Origin of the sequence: Pedobacter sp. MC2016-24, from assembly GCF_015223055.1 — a bacterium.
In the GTDB taxonomy this organism is placed as follows: Bacteria; Bacteroidota; Bacteroidia; order Sphingobacteriales; family Sphingobacteriaceae; genus Pedobacter.
The window spans coordinates 396,151-412,397 of the sequence record NZ_JADFBX010000002.1; the positions used below are offsets into that span (position 1 = coordinate 396,151).

The following is a 16,247-nucleotide window of genomic DNA, read 5'->3' on the forward strand; positions in this document are numbered from 1 at the left end:
AAGTCTAACTTTTATAGTTTTGCATTGTTGTTAATTGAATTAGACAGACTAAAATATGAGCTATCCATTACCATTTACTTTTCATAAGATAAAATGCAGCGTACTGATCTTGTTGCTGTTGTTTCCTTTTTATACACTTTTAGCGCAAACCAGGGAGAAAGCTAAGGATGCAGTAAAAGACACCACTACAAAGCGTATTACGCCTGTAAGGGATGTTGAGCACGACATTAGAAATGAATCCAATCTGAACGAGGTTGTGGTAACAGGTGTAAGCCGTAGCACAGTACTTAGAAAAAGTCCGGTTCCGATAGCGGTACTGTCAAGGGCCAGCATGGATCAGCAAGTGAACAGCAATTTGATTGATGCGATTGTGAAAGGTGTTCCGGGGGTGAGTGCTGTAACCACTGGACCCAACATTTCCAAACCCTTTATCCGCGGTCTGGGATACAACCGGGTACTTACCTTATATGATGGGTTGCGACAGGAGGGGCAGCAATGGGGCGATGAGCATGGTATTGAAATTGACCAATATGGTATTGGCAGGGTAGAAGTGGTTAAAGGACCGGCAAGTTTAACTTATGGATCTGACGCAGTAGCTGGTGTTATCAACATGATCCCTTATGTACCTGCATTTCCACAAGATGGGTTTAAAGGTGATCTTACCCAGGATTATCAAAGCAACAATGGGATGTTTGGTACGTCTTTGGGATTGGGCTATGTAAAAAATGATTGGAAATACCTGATCCGTGGTACCCGTAAACAAGCGCACAGTTACCGTAATCATATTGATGGCATCGTTTATGGCACCGGGTTTAAAGAATATAACTTTTCTGCCAGTGCACAGGTGAACAAGAAATGGGGACACACCAAGATTGCGGGAAACATTTACAACAACCTTCAGGAAATTCCGGACGGCAGCAGAGATTCTTTAACCCGTAGATTTACCAAACAAATTCTGGACGGTGGTGATGACATTAAGAACCGCCCACTGGTAAGCGATGCTGAATTGAAGTCCTACCAGATTATCCCCTTACACCAGCACATTCAGCATTATCGTCTGTACAATACCAGTCAGCTTAAAATCGGTGAGGGTACAATAGATGTATTGCTTGGTGGCCAACAGAGCGTACGACGGGAGTATAACCATCCTACGCTGCCTGTGCAGCCCGGATTGTATGTGGTTTTGAATTCTTTGAATTTTGATACCAAATACAATTTGCCAGAATTTAATGGTCTGGAAGCCACGGTGGGTGTAAGCGGAATGTATCAGCAGAACAAAAGTAAGAATGCGACAGATTTTCCGATCCCTGACTATAATTTATTCGATATCGGAGGCTTTTTGTTCGCCAAAAAGAGTTTTGGAAAAATAGACTTATCGGGTGGGCTCCGTTTCGATCACCGCAATGTCAATTGGAATGATTTCTATGTCGGACAAAATCCGGTAACCGGATTTGGAAAAAGAGCAACCGGAGCGGAAACTGCTATGGCAGATTTACAATTCCCCGCCTTCAATCACAATTATAAAGGCATTTCAGGAAGTCTGGGCCTGACTTATAACATCACCGAGCGGTTACTGGTAAAAGCCAATCTGGCCAGGGGGTACAGGGCACCAAACATCACCGAGATCGGCTCAAATGGTTTAGATCCGGGTGCACATATAGTATACCTGGGAAACCGGAATTTTGTACCTGAGTTTAATTTACAACAAGACGTTGGCTTTATCGCCTACCTCAAAAATCTTGACATTAGTGTAGAACTCTTCAACAACAACATTCAGAATTACATCTACCAGGCCAGGCTGGCTGACGAAAATGGCGATCCCGTGGTCGTTGTGCCAGGAAACCTCACCTATCAATATCAGCAATCCAAAGCCCGTTTGTATGGCGCAGAATTCAGCTTAAACATTCATCCAGATCATTTGAAATGGTTCAGTTTCAACAATAGCCTGGCTTACGTGAGCGGTAAAACCGGAGAACAATACCTGCCTTTATTGCCTCCATTGCATTTCAGGTCAGAATTTAAAATTAGCATCCAGCAAGCAAAGGGTAAATTTAGTAAACCATACTTTAAACTTGAAGCTGATGCTTATGCTGCACAGAATCGTTTTTATGCTTTAGACGATACGGAAACCCGCACTGCTGGGTATACCCTGATCAATGCTGGTGCTGGTTTTACCTGTAATAATAAAAAACAGCGGAGGATATTTGACTTGTTTATCCAGGGTGATAACCTGTTTAATCTGGCCTATCAAAGTAATTTAAACCGGCTTAAGTATTTTGAGTATTACAATTCCAGTCCAAATGGCAAGAGCGGAATTTATAACATTGGTCGGAATTTTAGCTTTAAAATGATAGTGCCTATGTAAATTATATAGTAACTTTATAGCATGATCTACCGCACAACCTATCAGGCAGCCAAGCTTATTGCCCCAAAAGTGGAGGCTATTTTTGCACAGCATTTGTCTACTGCCAGGGAAAGTGGGGAAGAAGATCTGGCGCCACTGCCTACCGCGCATGTGGTTGAAACCATTATTGATGCAACTTTTTGGGCCAGTTTGCGTAAAGAAGAAGGGCATTCCCCTAAAATTTCACTCGCATTTCTGCCACCTGCACAGGCCGGAAATCCCTTGTTGTTCAAACAGCGGTTGCCTTTAAATCCCGGCTCTTTAACCAAACTTGCACCGGGGATCGAGCGGGCAGGAATACATCTGGGGATCTGGAGCGATGAAGGAGAGTTGTACATTTGGGGAACTACGGTAAGTATACCCAATTTCTGTTTTGTGGTGGATGTTTCTGAACCTGCATTGCTGGTGATTAAACACCGCCGTATCTACGGATTTGGAAAATTTACAAATATTGCCGTGTTGAAGGGCGACCAGGTAAAAATGGTTGACGGGCACAATACAACCCTTCCGGATTGTCCGCCTATGTTACTCTCTCTGCTGGATTTAACCGCGCCTTCCTATTGGAATGATTCTGTAAATGTGATGATTCAGCTTGCGGTTTCCATGCGTGCACATGGCAGAGGCGGTACTTTGCTGGTGGTATCAAATGAAAGCAAAAACTGGCTGCAGTCTATCATTAAACCAATACAGTATGGTATTCAACCAGCTTTTAGCGGGCTCTCTAAATTGTTACAGCAAGACAGGAAAGAAGCCAGTCAGATTTTCTGGCAAACTGCACTGAAAAGAGAAGTTGAACATCTCGCTGGATTAACGGCTGTGGATGGCGCAACGATCATCAGCAACGATTATGAGTTGCTCGCTTTTGGCGCTAAAATCGGTCGGGCTAAAGGTAAAGAGAACATCGATGAATTGTCTTTTTCAGAACCCATAGTAGGGGGTACAGCTGTAGTCATGCATCCGGCTAAAGTGGGGGGTACCCGACATCTTTCTGCAGCGCAATTTGTTCATGACCAGCGTGATGCAACAGCTTTGGTGGCTTCTCAGGATGGGCATTTTACTATATATACCTGGTCTGAAATGCAGCAACGTGTTCAGGCTCACCGCATTGATACTTTGTTATTATAAGCCTGTATAATTCAAATTATTAAGAAAAAATGATCGCGGCAACGATGGTTGCTGCAAACAACAATGCAATTACAATGCGATCTGCTTTGATCCACTCTTGCCTTGTTAGTGGTCTTTCAACCTTCTCCGCTTTTTGCCTGGCAAATGTAGGAGATATAGAACTTAGTTTCATTAACATAGGTAGATGTTTTTGATAGACGATATTTATTCCAATACAAACCCCAAGCCAAAATATGCCAACTTTGTTAAAATGTTAATAACTTACGTTTTGCACATTGTTTGTCTATATTATTGTTGCAATTGTCCTCATTCTTAACCAGTTGTTGTGGCCCAGCTCCACAACATGTCCTTTTTTTAGCATAAAGCTATTTTTTTATTGTATATAAAATAATCTAACTCATTATCAATGCATTACATGTGTTTTTGAATTTAATACAGTACTATGTATTGCATATTACTATATAAAACACATAACTTTGTTTTATGATAGCAGAAAATACGCAAACACAAATGCGAAAGGGCATACTGGAATACTGTGTGCTGCTTATAATATCACGTGGAGAGATCTATGCATCTGATATTATCGCGGAATTGAAACAAGCCAGGTTATTGGTTGTGGAAGGGACTTTATATCCTTTGCTTACCCGGTTAAAGAATAATGGACTACTGAGTTACAACTGGGTAGAGTCCACTTCCGGACCGCCACGTAAATATTATGTGATTACAGAACTGGGCAGCACGATGGTGCAGCAACTGGACACCACCTGGCAGGAATTATCCTATGCAATTGAAACCTCTAAACAAACCAAGAAATGAAAAAAACATTAAATATAAATATAGGCAATTCCATCATTCATATTGAAGAAGATGCCTACGAAGCATTGACGATTTACCTGAATGACATCAAAGCGCATTTTGCCCGTAACGCAGACGATTTTGAAATTGTAACCGATATTGAAAACCGCATTGCAGAAATGTTCAGGGAAATTTTAACCGGTCAGCAAAAGCAAGCCATAGGCATTAATGATGTACAACAGATCATTACGCAGATGGGAACGGTAAAAGATTTTGAATCCAGTGAGGATGAACCAGAACAATTTGTACCACCACATACCCCAGGTGTTAAACGTTTATACCGCGATATCGATAACGGGATGGTAGCTGGTGTTTGTGCAGGGTTGGGACATTACCTGGATATAGAGGCCCGGTGGATCAGACTGATTGCTTTACTCAGCATACTTGCAGGTGGCGCCGGTATATTGGCTTACCTGGTTACCTGGATCATCATACCCCGTGCACAGACCCGTTCAGAGAAAATGTACATGAAAGGTGAAGCTGTGAATTTACAGGGCTTTATCCGCAATTTTCAGGAAGAGCTGGAAAATCACCATCTCTTCAAGCAGTCCGGAACATTTATCAGCGAATTCCTTAGCGTGACAGGCAACTTCCTTGGTGGTACCGGAAAAGTGATTTTAAAAATCACCGCAGGCTTTATCATATTTATGTGTGGCGTAATGCTGGTTTCCGCCATCATGACCGGGGCAGTTTTCTTTGGTGTATTTGATACCGCAACCAATGAGATTTTTCCTTTAAGTATGGTGAATGATAGCTATGTACCCTGGCTATTGCTCTCGGGCTTTACCCTGATTGCCGTACCATTGCTGGCCCTGATTCTATTTTCGATAAGGGTGGCTTTTAATGGCCGGCCGGTACACCGTAGCGTTTCATTTGGCCTTTTGATTATCTGGCTTTTTGCGATAGGCAGTACAGCTTATATGGTTGCTAAAACAGTTTCTGATTTTAAGGAGCATACTGAAATTACCCAGGTTAATCCATTAAAGGCATACCAGACCTATTCGCTGGAGCTGGATAATTACAAAACATTTAGCCATCAGGACAGCATCACCTACCAAATAGCAGGCACACATAAAGGCCGTGTCATTTTAGATGATGACGACCGTCCTTTTCAGGAGCCAGACAATGTGAATATCCGTATTGAGAAAAGCCTGGATGGAAAATATGCTGTGGTACAAACCATGGGAGCCAACGGAAAAACTTTTGGCGATGCGCTGAGCAATGCCCAGGCCATCAAGTACGACTTTTTGCAACAGGATTCTGTCCTTAAATTTAGTTCTAAACCACACATGGACCAACGAACAAAATGGAGAAATCAGGAAGTAACCCTAACGGTTAAGATGCCTGTAGGAACCAGTTTAATCATATCTAAAAAGCTGAACCAATACCTGAGTAGTTATCGCTCATGGGATTGCGAGCAGGTAGAAGAAAAAGAAAATGAGCCTTTCGTGGAATGGATCATGACCGAGAACGGCCTGAAATGTAAATACGAAAAACCCGGGAAAGATCAGGAAGAACACTAATCCTTCCCGGATAGTTTAAATTATTTGACAGTATAGCGGTAGACATAACGGCCAATATTTCCGTTCTTGTCTACCCCTTCAATAACAGCGCGATAAGTTCCTTTACCATCTGCATTATAATATTCTAAAGAAAGTGCGCCATCTGCAGTAGTAACCACTTTAGGATTCCAGTAAATCGTACTGCGCAGGTCGTTGAAATTGTAAGTCGCTGCCGGGTTTACGTATTTAGGTGCATAAAACTCACGCTGCTTGGCAAAGCCTTTGGGCGAGAATTTAATAACATTTGGCTGAGGAATTAATTTTTTAAACTCTTCCATACTCAATTTGGTGCCTTTAGGCGCTTTTTTCAAATTGATTACCAATACACCATTGGTATTGTACATCCGGTTTACGGTGCCCAATTCATCCTTCGTAAACACCTCTACCGACTCTACCTCAGCTGAATTTACACCTGAAAGGCCAAAATAATCAATAGGCATTCCATTCAAAAAGATCTGAACAGGAACTCGGCTACCAGCATTGTAGTCACGCGTTACATAAAAAGCATTTTCATAAAAAGTTAGTCCTGTAGCCATGCTCTGTAAACACATGGCAAACATGTTACAGCCACTAAAGCGTTCTCCTTCAATTGTAGTACTCATGATTGAGCTTAAGCCAGATAAAGCCGGATAATCGGCATGGCTTGGCTTTTTAGGTTTGGCACTCTCAATTTTTACCTCTTTCAGTGTGCGTAGAAAGCTATATTGTCTCTTGCTGTTGTTCAGGTAAGGCGCCATGGCACTATCAATATTCACCACTTCATCCGGACTGTAGATGTTGCGTGTCAGTTGTGGTGCAGGTTGTGGATCAACAATGATCATCAGGTTGGAACCATTGGCACTGTATTTTGCGTTGATGGTCACTTCAGATGAGTCCGGGATATTCAGATTGGTAAATGCAAATATTCCTGAAGGGCTTGTTAAGGTTTCTGCAGATATGGTGGTCCCAGGTACAGTTAAGCGTAAACCACCTTTTCTTACTGGCATACCTGTGCGGTCCCTCAAAGTTCCGGTGATGCGCATGTCCTGTTCAGGTAGGAACGTCACGGGTGGGAATTTCGCAGCCAGGATATCTTTATAAGCAAAACGGCGGAATCCCTGGGTTAATAACAATACATCCAGATCGGCCAGTTTCTTTTCATTCGTTTTGTTGAAATAATAATTGGGTTGTTCTACGTAACCTTTCAAATCAGAAGTTAACAGTAAAGAACTGAGTATGGTGATCTCTGAATTTTCATTTACCGGTACTTTCTGTTCGTCAATCACCGAAACGGAGAAGTTACCTTCAGCATTTACAGCCGCATTTTTAGCCAGTACGGAAAGTTTTACTTTCTGACGTTGTTTGTAACTTGGAAGGTCAGATTTAAGTGAAAGTTTTAAAGCGCTGGGCTGGTAATTGAAGGCCAGGCGCTCGCTGATTGGCTCGCCTGCTTCATTGAACAGGGTGATTTGTACAATACCCGCCGGAAATTTGTCTTTCGGAATTCTTGCCGCAGTAACCTGGTTGTTCAATTTAGTTTTAGCTGCATAGTAGATCAGGGCTTCATGAGTGGCTACGATAAATAGTGTTTTGCCTTTGTTGGCAGTATAGTAAGGATCATTGGCAATGATTTTCAAATTGAAAGCCAAAGAATCTGTGTTGTTTACCTGGGCTACAATACCACTGGCCTGTGCTTTTGGTAAATCAAAGCTTTTGGTGGCACCATTGTTAAAGGTCACATTGGCTTTATAGGTTTTTCCAGGTTCTGCATTCAGGTACAGGGAGCCCATGCCCAGGTGGGTTGAACTGAAGTCGGCCACTTTTGTTCCTGAATTATCGCTTATCGTACCCTTAATGTCTACGCTTGCACCTTTGCCATTGATGGCTTTGAATGCTACGCGCGAAGCCAAACCTTCAATGATTTCACCACCTTCAGGAAAAAACTGTACGTCATTGGCCGCAGAAGAAACCGGTTTCAGTTTAAAAGCAGATGAAATGAAATCTTTGTCATTTAGACTGATGTCTGTAATCAGTTCTCCAGTTGTGATTTTTTCGTTTTTACGTGGATCTATCTTAATCCTTACAATGCCGCTGGCGTCTGTGGTCCCTTTTCCCTTTGCCACCACATCATAATTGGAGAGTACACGCCAGTTTACAGTTTTACCAGCCTGAACCACATTATCAGCATTTTTATATTGGACAATCGCATCAATAACCTGAGTTTTATCTGTTTCTGTGGTACTGTATTTGAAATTGGTGAGGAGTTGTTTATCTATAGCTTCACCTACAGGAATGGTTTTACTGAAAAAGAAATCCTCTCCGAAATTAAGCATCCATTGGGTATAAGCCTTGATGAAATAATTGCCTTGCTGATAAGTGCCCAGGGTAAGCGGGATATTGCCATAAGCTACACCATTGGTAGCTGGTAATTTAATGGTGGTGATTAACGAATCTTTGGCGTTGATCACGTCCAGGTACACAATTTTGCTCAGTTGCGATGGGAGATTTTGCTCCATCGTTAAATATGCTTTAAACCAGATGGTATCTGCTACGCTATAATAAGGCTTGTCGAAATGGACATACACTTTTTCTACAGGCCGTTCATCACTTAGTTTTTTGGTCTTTTTAAGGATATTGTCTAAAACAACACTATCCTGTTGCTGAGCAAGGGAAGACAGGTGAACTGTTGTGGAGAGCAATATAAGGGCAATTACGTAGTTTATAAATTTCATCAATATGAATATATGCTGTTAACAGCGCTAATATATTCATTTATAAAGTGAATAGGTTAAATGTAACAAGGCTTTAACATTTTTTGACAGTTGAAACAAAAAGAGCGGCTGATCATGGTTTTTGATCAGCCGCTCTTTTTGCACGTTTCCCGGAATTTAAATGCTATTTAAATTCGATTACAAAATCATTCAAAGGTGTACGTACTTTTTTCAAATTTACCAACCAATCTCCGGCTTCATCTCTGTAACCTAAAGGCATAATCGTAGTACTGCGTAAACCCAATTTATCCAGGCCAAGCAATTCATCTAATTTACCAGCTTCAAAGCCTTCCATAGGCGTTGCGTCAACTTTTAACAAAGCTGCTTCGGCCAGTGCTACACCAAAACCGATATATGCTTGTTTTGCCGCGTGATGAAAATTCTCATCTGCTGTTCTGTTTAAATACATACCTAACAAAGTATTTACATAATCTGCAGTCGCAGAATCTGGTACGCCGCGCTCTGCATTGGTACGTGCAAATACCGCCCTGATGCGTTCCTCGGTATAATTATCCCAGGCGGCGAAAATCAGTAAATGCGAAGAATCAGTAACCTGAGATTGACCATAAGCTACCGCTTTTATTTTTTCTTTCAGCTCAGGGTTAGTTACCACAATTACTTTAAATGGTTGTAAACCTGAAGAAGTAGGAGCCAGGTGCGCTGCCGCAACAATCTGATCTACTTTCTCTTGAGGCACTTTATTGCCATTCATTTTTTTAGTTGCATAGCGCCAGTTCAGGGCTTCAATTAAACTCATATATCTTATTCTTAAATTTTAAATTAAGCTGTCAAATCACATTCCTCATTCTAATGATGAAAAAGATAACAGTGTTAGCAAATGTACTTATGTTATTCAGTCTGAAAGAATTATTATTTAGCATTTGACTTTTAAATGAAAAATCGTTTCTTTGTTATGCATGCATAGTTCTTATATTAGATAAAACATAGCAAGGCTATTATTGTTACTAGAGATAATATGCAGGCAAAATAAATTACTAACCAAATAACGAAATCGTCATGAGTTAAAGCAATTCATTAAAACTTCATGATTAGAAATCATCTTTAAACAAAAACAACAACCAAATGAAAAAGATTCTACTCAGTTTTTTACTGGCAGTACCTGTTCTGGGATTTTCACAATCCTTTCAGGTCAATCTTCAGGGACAAAAGCAAACTGCCATGGGTGGTGCTGGTGCCGGAGTGGCATTGGATGAAGCATCCGTATTTTTTAACCCGGGGGCGATTTCCTTTTTGAAGCAAAACGGCGTACAGGCAGGAGCACATGCCATTATGTTGAAAACAGCTTTCAACGCAAGCGGATCTAATGTTACAGAATATAACAAGAATAAAATACCAACGCCTTTTGCGGCTTACGCAGTGTTCGGATCGCCAGAGAATAGGTTAAGGTTTGGTTTGGGGGTGTATACTCCATTTGGTGGTGCGATGCACTGGCAAGAGAACTGGACCGGTAAGTACACGGTAACCTCGCTGGACTTACGTGCTATTTATATCCAACCTACTTTGAGCTTAAAAATCAGCGATAATGTAGGTATTGGTGGTGGTTTAGTATATGCGTTGGGACATGTAGATCTGAAAAAAGCATTGCCATACAGTAATAACGGCCAACAAACTACCGCGCAGCTGAAAGGTGACTCTAAAGACTTTGGCTGGAATGCAGGTATTTTTATCAAAACCATTTCAGGTGTGTCTATCGGTGTTACCCACCGTTCACAAGTAACGGCCAAAGTTGAAGGCGGCGAAGCCAATTTCTTCAATGCACCAGCTTCTGTTCAACCATCTTTACCTAGTAGCTTTGATGCTACCTTACCTTTGCCTGCTACCAGTACTGTTGGTTTCGGCTTTTATCCATCAGAAAAGACAACCATTGCGCTTGATGTAAACTGGGTTTGGTGGCATGCTTATAAAGACCTGACTTTTTATTACAATAACAATACCTCTACGCCTTCTGCCCGTAACTACCATGATGCAGCTACTTTCCGCGTGGGTATCCAGAATGAAACGACTTCTTTCTTAACCTTAAGGGCAGGAGCAGGCTACGCGCTTAGTCCGGTAGGTACAGGTTATGTAACCCCAGAGGTTCCTGATGCCGACCGTGTACTTTTGAGCGCTGGTATTGGTTTAAAACCTAGTGCGCGTTTTAACATCGACTTTTCTTTCCTATACGAAAATGTAAAAGCCAGGACAGAAACCAATATCGAGTCGGGCTTAAGCGGAACGTTTAAAACCGTTGCTTACATTCCTGGAATGGCATTATCTTATAAATTCTAATCCTCAACAGAAACATCATGAAACCAACATATTTTTACAAAAGTGCATTTGTCCTTGCCATTCTTGGTATGGCAGCCTGCAAGCCAACCATTGATTCGGAAGTAAAACCGAGTAAAGGCAGTGCAGATTTTTCGCGTTACATTGCTATTGGTAACTCCCTTACCTCGGGCTTTGCAGATGGAGGTTTATACCTGGAAGGACAACAGAACTCCTTTCCGTTAATGATCGCCAATCAAATGAAAACTGTAGGCGGTGGCGATTTTGCTACACCTTTCTTCCCTGCTGATAAAGCAAATGGAAGTGGTTATCTTAAATTAACTGCCCTAACCAATAATGTTCCAACTATTGCTCCTGAAACTTCTAACCTGGCGGTACGTGCACAAGTAGGCGGAGTTAATTTTTTAATCAGGTATACTGGTGAAATCAATAATTACGGTGTTCCTGGAATTCAGCTTCTATATGCTCAGGTAGCTGGCTATGGTAGAGCTAACCCTTATTATGAACGGTTGTTAACTGATGCTACTTTGGATACCAAGTATCTGGATTTTGTAACGGCCAAACCATTTACTTTTTTTAGCAACTGGTTAGGTAATAATGATGTTTTAGGCTATGCTACTGCCGGAGCAACAGGTGCTGCACCTACGCCAAAAGCTACATTTACTGCGCTTTACCAACAGGTAACAGATAAGCTTACTTCCAATGGAGCCAAAGGTGTTGTTGCTACCATTCCAGACGTAACTAAAGTCGCTTATTTCAATACGGTAACTCTAAAAACTTTATTGGCTGCAATTAATGCTACACCTGCAGGAGCTAGTGTCACCACCATTTATATTCAAACAGGTACTGGTGCAGTAAGGGCAGCCACTGCTGCAGATAAATTTACTTTGCCATTAAGTTCTGATGGTGTAATGGGGAAACCGAATGCTGCTTTGCAGCCTTATGGTTTAGACCCACGCAATCCGGTTGAAAGCAAATATGTATTAGATCCGGCAGAGATCGTTGTGGTTAATGATTACATCAGCTCTTATAATGCAAGCATTAAAAGTATTGCCAACGCAAAAGGCCTGGCTATCGTAGATGCTTATGCCTTGCTTAATGAATATGGTGCCGGTAAATGGGTAAATGGTGTATTTGTAAATGCCGATTTTATCAAAGGAAATCTGTTTTCTTTAGATGGCATCCATTTGACACCACTTGGTTATGCAATCACTGCTAACGCGTTTATTAATGCAATCAATAGCAAATACGGTTCAAGTATTCCAACAGTTGACGTAACGAATTACAGGGGAGTTAAGTTCCCTTAAGACTGGCCGTTTAGACCGGTTTGGTGACCATCAAACAGGCCCTGGAAGTTTTCTTCCAGGGCCTGTTTTTTATATAAGTAGAGTTGCCTTTTGGGCTTTCCTGGCTAGCTTCTTCCGACTTTCTTCTGACCTGCTTCTGACCTTCTTCGGAGAAAAGGGCTTTTTTAGGACGATAACAGACGAAGCTCCGAAGGAATTCAGACTAAGCCCGACCGTTTAGTGCTTCAATTTATCTTTAAACAGTTTTTCCAATTTTTCCATTTTGGGTAAAATCACCATTTTACAATAGGGTTCGCTGCCGTTTTTATTAAAATAATCCTGATGGTAATTTTCTGCTACATAGAACGGACTGGCTTTGGTAATCTCTGTAACAATTGGCTTATTAAATGCTTTCGCATCATTCAGGGTTTTTTTGTATTTTTCTGCGAGCAGTTTTTGCTCGTCATTGTGGTAGAAAACAACGGAACGGTACTGAGTGCCAACGTCGGCACCTTGCCTGTTTAATGTAGTTGGATCATGACTTTTCCAGAATACCTCCAGTAATTCTTCATACTTAATAACTGCGGGATCATAAGTGACCTCAATAACTTCAGCATGCCCTGTTGTGCCTGTGCATACATCTTCATAAGAAGGCCTGGCAACGGTGCCACCTTCATATCCTGATTTGACGGCATTAACGCCTTTAAGTTGCTGAAATAACGCTTCCGAACACCAAAAGCAACCCATTCCAAAAGTTGCTTTCTGCAGTTTTTTAGGTTGGGCATTTACACTGCCTACCGATAAAAGGACGATGACCATTAATGACAATAGCTTCATGATGTTAAAATCTAAAGGGATTTATTTCCCTATATAAAGTACGCAACTAATGTGCAGATAGTTTCTACAGATTAAAGTTGGGGGCTAACTTTACAAATAGGTGATAATTTTACAACTCGCCGGTCTGGCTGTTAATAACTTAAAGTCTTGTTGATTAGTGTTTTCGATGTATAAAAATCCAGCTTTTGATGTTTATTAACAATACTTTCTTAAATTTAACTGTTATTACTCATAAATAAAATATTATGTCCACACCTTATATTCCTTGTCTGGATCTTGGTTCATACATCAATGGAAATGAAGAACAGCGTAAAAAATTCTCAGACGAACTGGGTCGTGCTTTTAACGACTCCGGTTTTGTAACCATCACCAATCACGGGGTTAGTCAGGAATTGATTGATCAGCTTTATAAAAATATACAGGCTGCCTTTGGTTTATCACCTGAGCAAAAAAAGAAATATGAAAAAGTTGAATTGGCCGGACAAAGGGGCTATACCAGTCCGGGTAAGGAAACTGCAAAGGGCGCTAAAACAGCCGATTTAAAAGAATTCTGGCAAATTGGTCAGGAAGTTACGGATGGTGATCCGATTAAAAGTCAATATCCTGATAATGAATTTCTGGAAGAGATTCCCGGCTTTAATGAAGTAACCCGCGAAATTTATCAGCGTTTAGAAAGTAATGGTACACACTTGCTGCGCGCCATTGCCACTTACCTGAACTTGCCTATCGACTATTTTGATAAGCAGGTGCACAATGGCAATTCGATTTTGAGGGGAATTCATTATTTTCCAATTGAAAATCCAGATGCTTTGCCTGACGATGCGGTACGTGCCGGCGCACATGAAGACATCAACCTGATCACCTTGTTGATTGGTGCCAGTGCCGATGGTTTAGAGGTTTTGACACGTAGCAACGAGTGGTTGCCAATTAAAGCACACCATACTGATATCGTAGTTAATGTAGGCGATATGTTACAGCGGTTAACGAATAACAAATTGAAATCAACTACGCACCGTGTGGTTAATCCACCTCGTGAACTGATGAAAACTTCAAGGTTCTCCGTTCCGTTCTTTTTACACCCAAGAAGTGATATGGATTTAACCAGCCTGGATTCCTGTATCGATGAGGAACATCCAAAGGCTTATACTGACATGACAGCAGGGGAGTATCTGGACGAAAGATTAAGAGAAATTGGTTTGAAAAAATAGTGAAAAAGGGGCTTTTAAAGCCCCTTTTCTATTGCTTTTATGATGGCATCCTGTATTCTGCCACGGATTTTTAAATTGCTCAGTTTATCGGTTACTGTTGGGTAAACCCTGTTGGATAAAAATACGTAAACCAGACCTCTGGCTGGATCAACCCATACGCAGGTGCCAGTATAACCGGTATGTCCATAGGTTTGCGCAGAAGCCAGTTCTGACGGATATTTTTTAGTCAGGTCGGGATCCCAACGGTCAAAGCCCAGTCCGCGTCTGCTTACATTGGATTGCTTGGCGGTAAACATATCCACAGTTTCCGGCTTGAAGTATTCCTGCCCACCATAGGTTCCCCTGTTTAACAACATTTGGTATAGAATACCTACGTCATTGGCGCTGGCAAAGAGTCCGGCATGCCCGGAAACGCCTCCCGCAAGTGCCGCACCCTGGTCATGCACATAGCCCTGAAGTAAAGTTTTCCGGAAGTAAGTGTCTTGTTCTGTAGGTACGATCTTATCTTTTGCGAAACGGTCTCTCGGTAAAAAGCCTGCAGTTTGCATGCCTAATGGCGTATAAAAATTGTCCAGCACATATTGGTTTAAGGGGATGCCACTGATACGTTCTACAATATCTTTCATCACGTACATGCTGATGTCGCTATATACATATTGTCCCCTGGTTTTGATTGGAGAACTGAGCATTTTTGGCCACATCACATCTTTGAAGTAATCTTTTTTGATGAAATAGTTGTCGGCAACTTTGGTAGGGTAGGCGGTGCTGGAATCCCGGCTATAATCGCCTGTTTTGATAAAATTGTGGAATGGGATGTAAGGAATGAAACCCGCCTGGTGCAACATCACTTCCCGAACTTTAATCTCATTCATGGGTGATGTTCTGGCTTTTGGTATATAAGCCCCAATATTGGTGTCCAGGTTGAGTTTGTGCTGCTCGTACAGTCGCATCACTGTTGGTGTAGTTGCTGTTGTTTTAGTTAAAGAGGCCAGGTCAAATATATCAGCTACATTTTCTGAAATTCCATTTTCATAGGTGTGGTGGCCATAACCTTTATTAAAAATAACTTTGCCGTCTTTGGCCACAAAAACAACGATTCCTGGGGCGGCCTGGGCACGGATGGCTTCGTTGGCAATGTTATCAATTTCTTTAAGGTTGTCGGAATTAACGCCTGCATCCTCCGGTAGCGTGTATTTGAAACGGCTGGCAGTGGTGCTAAAGCCAGTGCCGGCGCTGTATTTTGGAGAAAGGGTAACTGGTAATTTGGCATTCAGGCCTATGCCGCCAAAAATGATTTGTGGTAAAACGGATGCAGCCAAAGGTGTAATTTGGTCGGTCCATAAAATGGGCGATTGTAAGGCATCAAATGCTGCAACAGATTTTCCTTCGCCAAATATCGTAAGGATGACCTGTTTACTTTTGGCCAGGTTGAGGATGAAGTTGACTGTTCTTAAATCGCTGCTTGCTGCTGAAGGTATGGCAACCACAATGGTATTGAAATATTTCAGATCATCTTCAAGGTCGTTAAGTGTTGGTGTGCCCTGGTAATTGCTGGCGGAGAAGGTGGTGATTTTAGTGTATTTGCTCAACAGGCTGTCAAATACGCTTTGCTGTGGAAATCCGAGGTTGACCGATGCTATGTTTTTTTTATCCAGGTTACTCAGCGGAAGTATATTGCCCTGGTTGTTGAGTAATACTGTATTGTTGCTGATGTTGTTTAGAATGGCTACCGTTTGCTCATTTCTTTGATGTTCCTGCGCGCAGGCATTGAAAGTGAATAAAGCAAGAAGACTGATGCTGATGATGCCCGATAAGCGATTTTTTCTCATATGTTTTGTGCCTTGTAATAAGCTTTTGCTTATTGTAAACGTATTTTGATCGTTTAAGGTATGGATTTTGACCGTAAATATACCTAAATAAGCCTTATTTTGCCT

At 41.6% G+C, this 16,247-nt stretch carries 12 protein-coding genes; 7 read left to right on the top strand and 5 right to left on the bottom strand.

Annotated features, from left to right (window positions below):
• The first annotated feature begins 55 nt into the window (after positions 1 to 55).
• Both IM797_RS07295 and IM797_RS07300 read left to right on the top strand, forming a co-directional pair.
• On the top strand, positions 56 to 2,365 hold the full coding sequence (locus IM797_RS07295) for a TonB-dependent receptor (RefSeq protein ID WP_194126448.1): 2,310 nt from the start codon (positions 56 to 58) through the stop codon (positions 2,363 to 2,365).
• Positions 2,366 to 2,386: 21 nt separating this feature from the next.
• Entirely contained in the window at positions 2,387 to 3,529 is a 1,143-nt protein-coding gene (locus tag IM797_RS07300; protein ID WP_194126449.1) for a putative sensor domain DACNV-containing protein, read from the top strand.
• Between the two features lie 19 nt (positions 3,530 to 3,548).
• Here IM797_RS07300 and IM797_RS07305 read toward each other — a convergent pair whose 3' ends face one another.
• Positions 3,549 to 3,707: a hypothetical protein gene (locus IM797_RS07305; RefSeq protein ID WP_194126450.1), complete on the bottom strand. Its 159-nt coding sequence runs from the start codon at positions 3,705 to 3,707 to the stop codon at positions 3,549 to 3,551.
• A gap of 305 nt (positions 3,708 to 4,012) precedes the next feature.
• Here IM797_RS07305 and IM797_RS07310 point away from each other — a divergent pair, with 305 nt between their 5' ends.
• Positions 4,013 to 4,345, top strand: a complete 333-nt coding sequence (locus IM797_RS07310) for a PadR family transcriptional regulator (protein ID WP_194126451.1) — start codon at positions 4,013 to 4,015, stop codon at positions 4,343 to 4,345.
• Positions 4,342 to 5,907, top strand: coding sequence for a PspC domain-containing protein (locus tag IM797_RS07315; protein WP_194126452.1), 1,566 nt, complete (start codon positions 4,342 to 4,344; stop codon positions 5,905 to 5,907). Before IM797_RS07310 ends, IM797_RS07315 begins: the two co-directional genes overlap by 4 nt.
• 20 nt (positions 5,908 to 5,927) lie before the next feature.
• Here IM797_RS07315 and IM797_RS07320 read toward each other — a convergent pair whose 3' ends face one another.
• Both IM797_RS07320 and IM797_RS07325 read right to left on the bottom strand, forming a co-directional pair.
• Complete coding sequence (locus tag IM797_RS07320) at positions 5,928 to 8,657, bottom strand: carboxypeptidase regulatory-like domain-containing protein (protein ID WP_194126453.1); 2,730 nt, start codon at positions 8,655 to 8,657, stop codon at positions 5,928 to 5,930.
• A 163-nt stretch (positions 8,658 to 8,820) separates the two neighbouring features.
• On the bottom strand, positions 8,821 to 9,453 hold the full coding sequence (locus IM797_RS07325) for an NAD(P)H-dependent oxidoreductase (RefSeq protein WP_194126454.1): 633 nt from the start codon (positions 9,451 to 9,453) through the stop codon (positions 8,821 to 8,823).
• 326 nt (positions 9,454 to 9,779) lie between these two features.
• On the opposite strand from IM797_RS07325, the gene IM797_RS07330 reads away from it, so the two are divergent.
• Positions 9,780 to 10,985, top strand: coding sequence for an OmpP1/FadL family transporter (locus tag IM797_RS07330; protein WP_194126455.1), 1,206 nt, complete (start codon positions 9,780 to 9,782; stop codon positions 10,983 to 10,985).
• A 17-nt stretch (positions 10,986 to 11,002) separates the two neighbouring features.
• Positions 11,003 to 12,289: an SGNH/GDSL hydrolase family protein gene (locus IM797_RS07335; RefSeq protein ID WP_194126456.1), complete on the top strand. Its 1,287-nt coding sequence runs from the start codon at positions 11,003 to 11,005 to the stop codon at positions 12,287 to 12,289.
• Positions 12,290 to 12,505: 216 nt separating this feature from the next.
• Here IM797_RS07335 and msrA read toward each other — a convergent pair whose 3' ends face one another.
• On the bottom strand, positions 12,506 to 13,105 hold the full coding sequence (msrA, locus tag IM797_RS07340) for a peptide-methionine (S)-S-oxide reductase MsrA (RefSeq protein ID WP_194126457.1): 600 nt from the start codon (positions 13,103 to 13,105) through the stop codon (positions 12,506 to 12,508).
• A 245-nt stretch (positions 13,106 to 13,350) separates the two neighbouring features.
• On the opposite strand from msrA, the gene IM797_RS07345 reads away from it, so the two are divergent.
• A complete protein-coding gene (locus IM797_RS07345; protein WP_194126458.1) occupies positions 13,351 to 14,313 on the top strand; it encodes an isopenicillin N synthase family oxygenase in 963 nt (320 codons plus the stop codon).
• Positions 14,314 to 14,327: 14 nt separating this feature from the next.
• Here the strand turns inward: IM797_RS07345 and IM797_RS07350 are convergent, their stop codons facing one another.
• Positions 14,328 to 16,142: a serine hydrolase gene (locus IM797_RS07350; protein WP_194126459.1), complete on the bottom strand. Its 1,815-nt coding sequence runs from the start codon at positions 16,140 to 16,142 to the stop codon at positions 14,328 to 14,330.
• Positions 16,143 to 16,247 lie beyond the last annotated feature (105 nt).